Source organism: Winogradskyella bathintestinalis, assembly GCF_030407435.1.
Lineage (GTDB): Bacteria > Bacteroidota > Bacteroidia > Flavobacteriales > Flavobacteriaceae > Winogradskyella > Winogradskyella bathintestinalis.
In genome coordinates this window covers 1-9884 of record NZ_JASDDK010000017.1, presented here as the reverse complement: position 1 = coordinate 9884, position 9884 = coordinate 1, and the positions used below count along the sequence as shown (strand labels likewise).

Here is a 9884-nt window from a genome sequence, read left to right as displayed (position 1 = left end):
TGTATTTTCTAATCCAATAGGAGATAGTTGTTCTGGGAACATCATATTTTTTAGATGCAAAGTTTGTAGAAATCTGACCATTCTGAATTTGGTCAACGACGAATAATTTGAGTTCTAAAGTTGCTTTATTATAGCTTTTTTTTCGCCAGTGTTCTTTTTGTGCTTTCATAAGTGACTATCATTAAATGATGAATTTTTAGTCAACCTATTTCAGGAAAGTACATGGTTCAAATTGCTTACAACGTGTTTGTGTATGGTTAGTTGCGTGGTTGGGTAGCTAATTTAGCAAACTTTTACGAACCCGTGAAAATTCCGAAGGAATTTTCGTAAGTAGGGAAGAACAAAGCAATTAATTATACACGGTGTTGTGTGCAGTTTTTATTTCAGTCGTTTTTTAATGTCCATTCTTTGATGCAATACTCTGACGATTTCCACAATCTCATTATCTACTTTTCTGTAAAAAATCAGATGGGATTTGATTTTCGTAACTCGATAGTTTTTTCGAGTTTGCTCTGCGGATTTTCCAATCAGATAGTTGTCCGCAATAAATTCAATTTCCGCTATTATTAACTCGTAATATCTGTCAGCTTGTTCTTTAGACCATTTGTTAAGGGTGTAAACCCAAATTTTATCTAAATCCTCAATCGCTTGTTGGCTTATGCGATATTTATTTTTACTCATAAGTGCTTACGATGTAATTCTTTCAGATGTTGTTTTGGGTCAAAATTTTCAACAAATCCACTATTTTCTCCAACTTCTAGAGCTTTAATTAGTTCTCTTTCTTTTTTTTCTTCACGTTCTAACAAACGTAATGCAGAACGAATTACTTCGCTAACCGAACCATATCTACCAGAATTTACTTCTTCTCTGATAAAATCCTCAAAATGATTTCCGAGTGATATTGATGTGTTTTTTCCCATTTTGACTATAATTTTACTCAAATATACCAAATCTTGGTAACGTAGCCAAATTGCACACAACGTGTTTGTGTATGGTTAGTTGCGGGAAAATCGGCTACGATTTTCGGGTTGTGACCAAAGATAGTTAATTAGGATTGATTTTCCGAGAGGAAAATCAGACCGCAATTAATTATACACGTTGTTGGCAACTGGTTTTATATTTTCGTTCATTTAATTCGGATTTCGTTTGCTTTTTTTATGTTTTCAGGTGTCTTTGTTATTAACTTTATTAAATTAATTTCAGTATCTTTTTTAGAGGTTTTTATTTTGTTCAACTCAATTTTAAGAATAAAGCTTTCATCAACCGAATACTCGTTGTAATCTTGATTGATAACATTTTCGTCAATTTGAAATATTATTGGGTTTGTGTCTAAATTCAAATATTTACTTGTAAGCTCTTTTAGAGATATAAATTTTGGTTTATAATCCGATTTCAATTCTATAAGTATTTTCCCAAAATATTCTTTACCGTTTTTTTCAAAACTTTCTTTTTCAACTGTCAAATTTTCAATCTTATCTGGATTAATTGTTGAAATTAAGTTTTCATTAAGAAAAATACCGTTCACAAAAATCCCAACAGGTTTGTTTTTAGAATGAAACGTATTTAAACTATCCTTATAGATAACTTTTATTTCAGAGTTTTCTGAATAATTCGGTTTCGTAGTAGATTTTTTTCCGATAATGTCTTGACTAAATGAATCAAAAGTCACGAACAATAATATTAAAGCCAAAGTATTTTTCGTCATATCAGTTTATGTTTTTATAATTCAAATTTAAAGTGTTTTTAGTTATTCCGAAATTAAAAATGAGTGAATAATGTTTTTTTATTGAGTAAACAATATTTTATGGTTAGTCAATTAGTTTCTTGGTTTGGTCAACTTGTTGCCAACGTGTTTGTGTATGATTTCGTTGCGTGTTTAAGCACTAAAGTTAGCAAATAAATCACAGATAGAAAGTCCGCGAGGACTTTCGTAAGTAGGCTATAACTAGCAATGAATTATACACGGTGTTGGCAACAGTTTTTATTATTCAGATTACAGTATGTCGTTTAAATCTTGTCTTCCGACAATTGCCATTATTTCAACAACGTCATTATTTATCTTGTAGTAGATACTATCTATTCCGCAAACACACCTTCTGTAGTCTTTTTTTATATAATCAACCGACTCGAATGAAAAAGGCCTTTGGGAAATAATTTCAAAATATTCAAAGAATGATTCAAAATATTTATCCGCTTGAGTCATTCCAAATTTTTTAACTCCATAGTGATGGATTCGGATTAAGTCATTCTTAGCTTCGTTACTTAATCGATATTTAGCCATTCAGTAAAGTTTTTGATTGAGCTAAAATTTCATTCTTTGATTCATTTGTAAATCCACTATTTTCAGCTTTTTCCAATTTAGTTCGAATCCAATCAATTTCGACTTGTTGTTTTCTCGCTTGTCTAATTAAATCGTTTACTAATTCGCTTTTGCTTGAATATTCTTTTCCATTGACTTGTGCTTTCAGCCATTCGTCGTTCGGTTCTGTAAATGATATACTTTGTCTTGACATAATTCAATTGTTTGGTGTAAATATACATCAATTACGAATCATCTCCAAATTGTTGCCAACGGTCTCGTATATGGTTTGTAGCGTGTTTTCAGCGAGTAAGTTAGCAAATAATTATCGAAATAGAAAAACCGAGAGGTTTTTCGTAAGTAGGCTAGAAGCAGCTATAAATTATATACATTGTTGGCAAATCGTTTTTTATTGTCCAGCGTTATATTATTACGTTATGTTTCCTAAAGTTTTGTTTGTCAAGCTTTATACTTTACTTAAAAATCAAAAAAAATTCTCCGAATTATATTCCGTATGTTCCGTAAAGAGAATCAATTTTTATTTAGCCGAAATTTTGGGAAATCACAGTCGATTCGTTTAAACAACTAAAATTGGATTGATAACATTGCGAACAGTTTGGCCGAACGATTTGACATTCCGCTTATCAGCCAAAAGTTGAGGATTGCGATAATATTGATGCAATGATCAGAAGTCGGGCGAGCCAATTATCGTGCGTAATGTTCCGTAAGTGTTTAAAAATCGAGCGTAATATTATTTAAGATTCGGCTTTAAATTCCAGAGTAATTATTTAATGACAGAACTTATTGAAAGCCTTGAAATTATTGACACGCACAAAATGTTTGCCAACGGTCTCGTATATGGTTTGTTGCGAGATTATAACTCTAAATTTAGTAAATAAAACTGAAAGGTAAAATTCCAACGGAATTTTTCTTGATTTACTATAAGTAGCAATGAACTATATACATTGTTGGCTAACGTATTTTATTTATTGATTCAGCCGTGATCATTGCGTACTGCTGATAAATTAATTTTTTCCAGACGGTTTTGACATAAGTAGCTAAACAGAAACTTGAGCTTTATGCACTTGCTCAATTATAGGACTGGAATTAATTAAATTTTATTCAGGCTATTTTGCCGTAAGATCTTGTTTTAAATTTAGCGAACTGATTAGTTTTAGATTTTATTCAGCGTTGTGTTTTTTTTAATTTTCAAAGTTCAGATTTGCGATTAGATTTTTAGTAGAAACTTCTCAAAACTTAACAGACTAAACTCTTAATTTCCGTAAAATTGTAGGTGCGCGCAATATGTTTGCCAACGTGTTTGTATATGGTTTGTTGCGTGTTTGAAGCAACTAATTTAGTAAATAATTATAGACCAATAAAGTCCGCGAGGACTTTCGTAAGTAGGCAAGAAGCCAGCAATAAATTATATACGGTGTTAGCAAACGATTTTATTCTAATGCTTTTTCATAATTGGAATTAAATAAATTTCGTATTAAATCAGAATTGTGTTGGTTTATCAAAATAATTATTCCCCAGTTAGATTTTTTATCATAAGCTATAATTGAAGAACCTGAAAATGTATCGCCTGTTTTGTAGAAAAATGTATCATCCTGTATTCGAGCAATTTCTTGACCAAAGCCAACTTCTCTTTGAGTATTTTTATAATAAGTATTTTCGGTTATTTCGGTTGCTTTTGAAATTTGACCTGAATTAGACAACAGTGTTTTTAAAAATTTTGTCATATCTGATGAATTGGATTTCAATAGACCAGCTGGGGCTGTCAATGGGTTCCAGTTAAAATAATCCTGCTCAACTCCGTTTATATCATATCCTGTAACTCTGTTTTTTACATCGAATTTCGTTGTATATGTATTTGACATTTGAGCGGGAACAAGTATTTTATCTCTTAATATTTTTTCAAAATCTTCCTCGTAAACTTTTTCTAATATCATTCCTAATAAAGTATAACTGATATTTGAATAACGATAATTGCCATAATCTAATAATTCTGTGCTATCATTTATTATTGAATGAATTGTTTCCTTATTCACATCCAGTGGTTGCTTAGGTTTTAATTTCATTAATTTTTCAAAATCCAAGTCAGGTAAACCCGATTGATGTGAAGCTAAATCTGATATTTTAATTTTGTTTCTGATATTTTTAGGTAATGTATATTCTTCCGGTATGTAATCATCTATAAATTCGTCAATCTTTAATTTTCCTTCCTCCTGAGCTTGCGCAATTAAATTAGCAGTTAATAACTTTGTTATAGAGCCAATTTCATAGATAGTATTTTTATTTATGTTCGCATTATTTTCCCGACTAATATTTCCATAATTGAAGAAATATTCTTTTCCATTGTCGATAAACCCAATACTGATTGCGACCTCTGGATTTTTATTATGAATTATTTGACTAACTGAATCAATTTTTTCTGCTCTTGATTGAGCGAAGATAATTTGTCCTAAAAATAATAAGATTATAAGATTAGTAATTTTCATTTGGTGATGTTTTCTTTAAAGACGACCAAGAACTTTAATTGTTACCGAAATTTTGTTTTAATTGTTTGCTAACGTGTTTGTGTATGATTAGTTGCGTGGTTTGGTAGCTAATTTAGCAAACTTTCACGGACCTGTGAATATTCCGTAGGAATATTAGCAAGTAGGGAAGAACCAAGCAATTAATTATACACGGTGTTGTAAATAGTTTTTATTTCGGTATTGCAATATTTAGGTCAATATGCTCGATTGTTTCTAGTTTGTATTTGACAAATCGTCCGCTGATATTCGTTCCTTTTGCTTCTAAAACTATAAAATTCATAGGTGTTTTTATTTTATTGAATAATTGTGTCTCAAGAGCAGAGAGTTTAAAAACTGAGAAATAATTTTTGTCAGTTTCTTTAATTACGAACTTATATTTCGCAATTTTCTTGTCTCTATCATTAAGAATTTTAAAAGTAATCTCTTTAATTCCCTTTTTTTCTTTTATTTCAGAGAATTCAAATTTGTTTCCATTGACATTTTTCGACATATTTTTCGTTTCCATAAAATATAATTTTAAAGAATCCGATTTGTCAATATGAAAATAATGCACTTGATTTTCTTTTGTATCAAATATTCTAGATACTAGAGAATCGTTTCGGTTGTATATCTGCATATGATATGAGTCGTCTTCTGAATTGAATAGGTTAGTCCATTCTTGATTCGGAAATAATTGTGTGGAAAAACTATTCTTTACTATCTTATCAAACTTATAGTTTTGACTGTAGCATATGCTTATAAATAATAAAAAAAGTACGGTAAATTTCCTTTGAAGTGTTTTCATAAATTATTTACAACGTGTTTGTGTATGATTAGTTGCGTGGTTATGCAACTAAGTTAGCAAACTTTTACGAACCAGTGAATATTCCGCAGGAATATTCGCAAGTAGGGAAGAACCAAGCAATTAATTATACACGGTGTTGTGCATAGTTATTTCTTTCTTTCAATATAAATCTTTTCAGTTTCTTTATCAGTCAATTTTCCATTTTTGTCAAACGTTTTAATTATCGTTTTTCTTTTTTTGTTTTCATAAGTCTGATATTCTTCTAAATCTTCATTTTCATCGTAATAATCAACTCGTTCGTAATTGAGAGTCAGATTTTCATAAAAGTATTGAGCTCTTAAAGTTCCATTTTTTCGATATTCTTTAATTTCAATCGGTTTTCCGTTTGAGTATGTTCCATCAGTCCGTTTATTTCCATTTTCATAAAAATCCGTTTCATTTCCGTCACAAATTTTGTCACAATTTAGGTAAGTCCACCGTTTTGAATGTAATTCATTTCCACCAGCAAAGAGAATTTTCGGAATTCTAATCGTGTCATTTTTAGTTTTTACCGTTGCTGAATGTTGAATAGTCCAATCGTCTATTTCTTTATAGACTGTTATGTAATCATAATTAACTCCAGAGATATATAAAATTTCAAATTCGGGTTCAATTATTTTATTTGAGCAATTGTCATAAAACACTAAATTCAGGCTCTTTTTTCCGCTGTTTTGGCTAAAACACGAGAAGCTAATGATTAGCAGAAAGATTGATGTTTGTACTGACTTCATAATTATGCACAACGTGTTTGTGTATGGTTAGTTGCGTGGTTTAGCAACTAATTTAATAAACAAATACGAACCCGAGAAAATTCCGGAGGAATTTTCCAAATAAGCACTTGCCAAAGCAATTAATTATACACGGTGTTGTGCCCAGTTTTTATTTCCGATTTAATTGTCGATTCATTAATAAAATATTCCACATCGCAAAAAAGTCAGAACCCTTAAAAGCTGGAATAATAAATTTTTCAGAATTCAGATTTGTGATTGTCAATTCGTCCCAGTCGGCTTTTTTTATCGATTCTTTAGTAACTTTTCCTGTCTCCATTAATTTAACCAAAGATTCAGGTTTCATTTCTTTAATATTCTCAATTAGAAGGCTTTGAAATTTATCATATTCTCCCCAAACTATTTTTCGAGTTCCAATAATTGTCCATTTGTCATTATTTGGTTGAGTGAAAACTAAAACAGGAATTCCAATATTTTGTGATTTAAATAATTCCGTGTAATATTTTTGGTTTTCAAATGGCAAACTTTCAAATAAGAATGAATGTTGGGTAGGAAGACTGTGTTTTTCAGCTTTCCACTTTAATCTTTTAGCAATATATTCATCTGTTTTCTGCATTTCTTAAAATGGGCATTCAGGTTCTATTTTTTTCAATAAGTCACTTGCTACAACTATTCGCTCAAAAGCTTCTACAAAATCTAATTCTACATCTCTATGCGAACAAGGATTTTTGTAAAAACCAAAAGCTCCTGAAATATAATGTGCAAATGCTTCTCGTTCCGATTTGGGTAAATCAAAATCTGTTAAAGGACCGTTTTCGGAATGGAAAGCCTTTCTTATTAATCTTATTCCAACTTCGTCTGGTTCAGCATTAATTCTCTCTCTTATACTTATTTCTATTGTTTTAAAAGCTTGCAAAACAGCACTCTCATATTCTTGCTTTTCTAACAGTTTAAAACTTTTCTCAATTATTTTCGGATGCACGTATGTAGTTGGAAGTAGTGAATATTTTTCCAACACTTTCTTAAATTCACGTTCTGGAAAACGAAATCCAAGTTTAGTCGGAAAGAAAACATCTTCGCCTTCGTCATCATATCCTCTTTGAAATTTCCGAATGTCAATATGTGCAGTTGGGCTTTGTTTATATTTAACACGAGTAAATCTTATCGGTTGAAATCCACCATCATTGGCTTCTCCGATTGTTTTCTGATACTCGATTTTTGCTTGTATTTCAGATTTGCTCATTGTCGTTTGTCAAATTGGGTACAACGATCTTGTATATGGAAAGTAGCGTAAAAACAAGAGCGATTTTATCGGTTGAACCTAAGCCAAATCTTTTGTATTTTTGCTTTAACCTTTACTTTTCAAAAGCCAAATCAAAAGATTTGGCGACTTACCAAATATACCAAAATTTACGATTTAGAAAAGAAGCAGCTATTTTTTATATACGTTGTTGGCAAACGTTATTTTAATTTTCACTATTCATTGAAATAGTTGCATTTCCACTATGATATGAATAAGAACCTTCTGGTAACCGTTCAATTGTGTCATAAAATTGTTTTTCAAAATCTAATTCATTATTTAGAATTGTTAAAATTCTTTGAGCTTCTATTCGATTTTGTGGTGCAGCCTCCAAATACTTTCCGTTTTCTGAAGGATATAATTCTTGAAAACCAAAAGACTTATAATCATTATCATTTTTAATCTTAAAACTAGTGTAATCACTGTCTAAGAACATTTTACAATTGTTTTCAACTTTACAGTTTTTTATTTTTTCAATATTGTTATTTCTTAATTTTAAAAACAACTTTTTTGCTAAACCTAATTCAATATATGAAGTGTCAATTACTTCTTTTTCAACTTCTTTTTTTCGTAAAATGTTAGTTGCTTTAAAAAGAAAGTCCTTAATTGAACTTAAAGTTTTATTTTTTGTAAATCTTATTTTTCTATTAGAATAATCAAGCTCAGTTATAATATATCCTTTATAGCTATAATCTTTAAATTGAATTAATTCAATTTTTTGAGGTTTTCCTGCTAAAGAAATTTTATAATATTTTTTAAATTGTAATGAATCTAGCTTTTGAGAAAAGCAATTTGAACTTATAATAATTACTAATATTAAAAATAGTATTTTTTTCATAATGTTTGCCAACGTGTTTGTGTATGATTAGTTGCGTGGTTTAGCGAGTAAGTTAGCAAATAAAAACCGAATAGAAAATACGCGAGTATTTTCGTAAGTAGGCGAGAACCTAGCAATTAATTATACACGGTGTTGGCATTAGTTTTTTCCAACTTTAACTGAATTAGTTATTGATTTTACCAATTCATTAATGTCAGATTTGTTTATTTTTGCTTTTTCTAATTCAACTGTAGTTTCTCCTTTTTTAAGAATAAAGTTCCTTTCGGTCTTTGCTAGTTCTAAAGTTATTGCACTAATATCAATGTCTTTTCCAAAGTTTATAGCAGTTGTAATGGAAGCTAGTTTTAACTCAACTGTTGTTAATTCGTTTTGAAAATATTTCATATCATTAAGATTCAGCTTGTATAACCTTAAAAAGAAATAAGCAAAAACTTCTATGAAAATGATAAGTGAAAGCCTTGGTAAATAATGGTATAAGATTTCAGTATAACTGGTTAATTTGATTCCATTTTGAAAAACTAATAGGCTTAATGTTATTAATGCTACAATAGTTGTTAGCGAACCAATAACGAGATTGATATTGGCTTTTCTACTTAATTTTTCTATTTCACTACTTAATCTACGTTTTATTGATTCGAAATCATTTAATAGAAAATCTAGTCTGCTTCTTTTTTCCTTCGTAAGTTCAATGGAAATATTTTCATTTAGTTTTTCAAAAAAATCGTCATTAACATTTTCAGTAAAAGATTCTTTTAAGGAATTGAACAATTCATCTTTTTGATTTTTATTTAACTGTAAATCACTCTGTTTTTCAAATTGTTCTTCTAATCTTTTGATTATTTCTCTATTCTCATAACGACCTCTTTCTTGGTTATGTCTTATTTCTTCTATGAATCGTTTAAGTTCGAAGTTGATTTTTGAATTATCTTGATTTTTAGAAACTTCAGGTTCATTTGGTTTTAAGCTTTTATTTCCTTCTAGATATCCAAACATTAAGTAGCCTATACCAAGGACCATCAATATTATCGGGCTAAAACGTAAAATAGTTTTAAGGATTTGTTCAGAGTTGTATAACTCTAAATTATATATATTATCAAATACAAACAAAATAGCGCCAAGATAGACTAGAATCATTCCAATTCTAAATTGTCTTTTTTTCATCATTCCCATCATTCTTCTGATAGGGGATTCATACTTTTTTCTATTATATTCTTCTTCCATTCTGTTTTTGTATTATACTGAAATAGGTTGACCTTTTTTTTGTTATTATTTCGACGTTCAAAAGATTTTTTTTAGCCGTTTAGAAGGCAAAAAAATAGTTTGAACTAGGTCTGTATTTAAATCGTTAGTTCA

12 protein-coding genes are annotated in these 9884 nt (G+C 29.7%); all 12 read right to left on the bottom strand.

All coding sequences use genetic code 11. The features are described 5' to 3' along the window. Positions 1-378 precede the first annotated feature (378 nt). Positions 379-681, bottom strand: a complete 303-nt coding sequence (locus QMA06_RS16190) for a type II toxin-antitoxin system RelE/ParE family toxin (protein ID WP_290207959.1) — start codon at positions 679-681, stop codon at positions 379-381. Continuing rightward, positions 678-920: a type II toxin-antitoxin system ParD family antitoxin gene (locus QMA06_RS16185; RefSeq protein WP_028284019.1), complete on the bottom strand. Its 243-nt coding sequence runs from the start codon at positions 918-920 to the stop codon at positions 678-680. Before QMA06_RS16185 ends, QMA06_RS16190 begins: the two co-directional genes overlap by 4 nt. 206 nt (positions 921-1126) lie before the next feature. Then, positions 1127-1705 carry a hypothetical protein gene (locus tag QMA06_RS16180; protein ID WP_290207958.1) on the bottom strand — a complete coding sequence of 193 codons (579 nt, stop codon included), beginning with the start codon at positions 1703-1705 and terminating at the stop codon, positions 1127-1129. 288 nt (positions 1706-1993) lie between these two features. Beyond that, positions 1994-2281: a type II toxin-antitoxin system RelE/ParE family toxin gene (locus QMA06_RS16175; protein WP_040492734.1), complete on the bottom strand. Its 288-nt coding sequence runs from the start codon at positions 2279-2281 to the stop codon at positions 1994-1996. Then, a complete protein-coding gene (locus QMA06_RS16170; RefSeq protein ID WP_290207957.1) occupies positions 2274-2513 on the bottom strand; it encodes a ribbon-helix-helix domain-containing protein in 240 nt (79 codons plus the stop codon). Before QMA06_RS16170 ends, QMA06_RS16175 begins: the two co-directional genes overlap by 8 nt. 1237 nt (positions 2514-3750) lie before the next feature. Continuing rightward, entirely contained in the window at positions 3751-4803 is a 1053-nt protein-coding gene (locus QMA06_RS16165; RefSeq protein ID WP_290207956.1) for a serine hydrolase domain-containing protein, read from the bottom strand. Between the two features lie 208 nt (positions 4804-5011). Continuing rightward, entirely contained in the window at positions 5012-5347 is a 336-nt protein-coding gene (locus QMA06_RS16160; RefSeq protein ID WP_290207954.1) for a hypothetical protein, read from the bottom strand. Between the two features lie 425 nt (positions 5348-5772). Next, positions 5773-6396: a toxin-antitoxin system YwqK family antitoxin gene (locus QMA06_RS16155; protein WP_290207952.1), complete on the bottom strand. Its 624-nt coding sequence runs from the start codon at positions 6394-6396 to the stop codon at positions 5773-5775. A 148-nt stretch (positions 6397-6544) separates the two neighbouring features. Continuing rightward, positions 6545-7009 (bottom strand): hypothetical protein, encoded by a 465-nt coding sequence (locus tag QMA06_RS16150; RefSeq protein WP_290207951.1) that lies wholly within the window; start codon positions 7007-7009, stop codon positions 6545-6547. Positions 7010-7012: 3 nt separating this feature from the next. After that, positions 7013-7636 carry a TIGR02391 family protein gene (locus QMA06_RS16145; protein ID WP_290207950.1) on the bottom strand — a complete coding sequence of 208 codons (624 nt, stop codon included), beginning with the start codon at positions 7634-7636 and terminating at the stop codon, positions 7013-7015. Between the two features lie 223 nt (positions 7637-7859). Beyond that, positions 7860-8531 carry a hypothetical protein gene (locus QMA06_RS16140; RefSeq protein ID WP_290207949.1) on the bottom strand — a complete coding sequence of 224 codons (672 nt, stop codon included), beginning with the start codon at positions 8529-8531 and terminating at the stop codon, positions 7860-7862. 138 nt (positions 8532-8669) lie between these two features. After that, positions 8670-9752: a hypothetical protein gene (locus QMA06_RS16135; RefSeq protein WP_290207948.1), complete on the bottom strand. Its 1083-nt coding sequence runs from the start codon at positions 9750-9752 to the stop codon at positions 8670-8672. Positions 9753-9884 lie beyond the last annotated feature (132 nt).

What these genes read in the sequence shown, in the direction of transcription:
- QMA06_RS16150 (WP_290207951.1), bottom strand. Translation starts at nt 7,009, where the DNA reads ATGCAGAAAACAGATGAATATATTGCTAAAAGATTAAAGTGGAAAGCT.
- QMA06_RS16145 (WP_290207950.1), bottom strand. Translation starts at nt 7,636, where the DNA reads ATGAGCAAATCTGAAATACAAGCAAAAATCGAGTATCAGAAAACAATC.
- QMA06_RS16170 (WP_290207957.1), bottom strand. Translation starts at nt 2,513, where the DNA reads ATGTCAAGACAAAGTATATCATTTACAGAACCGAACGACGAATGGCTG.
- QMA06_RS16175 (WP_040492734.1), bottom strand. Translation starts at nt 2,281, where the DNA reads ATGGCTAAATATCGATTAAGTAACGAAGCTAAGAATGACTTAATCCGA.
- QMA06_RS16165 (WP_290207956.1), bottom strand. Translation starts at nt 4,803, where the DNA reads ATGAAAATTACTAATCTTATAATCTTATTATTTTTAGGACAAATTATC.
- QMA06_RS16185 (WP_028284019.1), bottom strand. Translation starts at nt 920, where the DNA reads ATGGGAAAAAACACATCAATATCACTCGGAAATCATTTTGAGGATTTT.
- QMA06_RS16180 (WP_290207958.1), bottom strand. Translation starts at nt 1,705, where the DNA reads ATGACGAAAAATACTTTGGCTTTAATATTATTGTTCGTGACTTTTGAT.
- QMA06_RS16190 (WP_290207959.1), bottom strand. Translation starts at nt 681, where the DNA reads ATGAGTAAAAATAAATATCGCATAAGCCAACAAGCGATTGAGGATTTA.
- QMA06_RS16155 (WP_290207952.1), bottom strand. Translation starts at nt 6,396, where the DNA reads ATGAAGTCAGTACAAACATCAATCTTTCTGCTAATCATTAGCTTCTCG.
- QMA06_RS16160 (WP_290207954.1), bottom strand. Translation starts at nt 5,347, where the DNA reads ATGGAAACGAAAAATATGTCGAAAAATGTCAATGGAAACAAATTTGAA.
- QMA06_RS16135 (WP_290207948.1), bottom strand. Translation starts at nt 9,752, where the DNA reads ATGGAAGAAGAATATAATAGAAAAAAGTATGAATCCCCTATCAGAAGA.
- QMA06_RS16140 (WP_290207949.1), bottom strand. Translation starts at nt 8,531, where the DNA reads ATGAAAAAAATACTATTTTTAATATTAGTAATTATTATAAGTTCAAAT.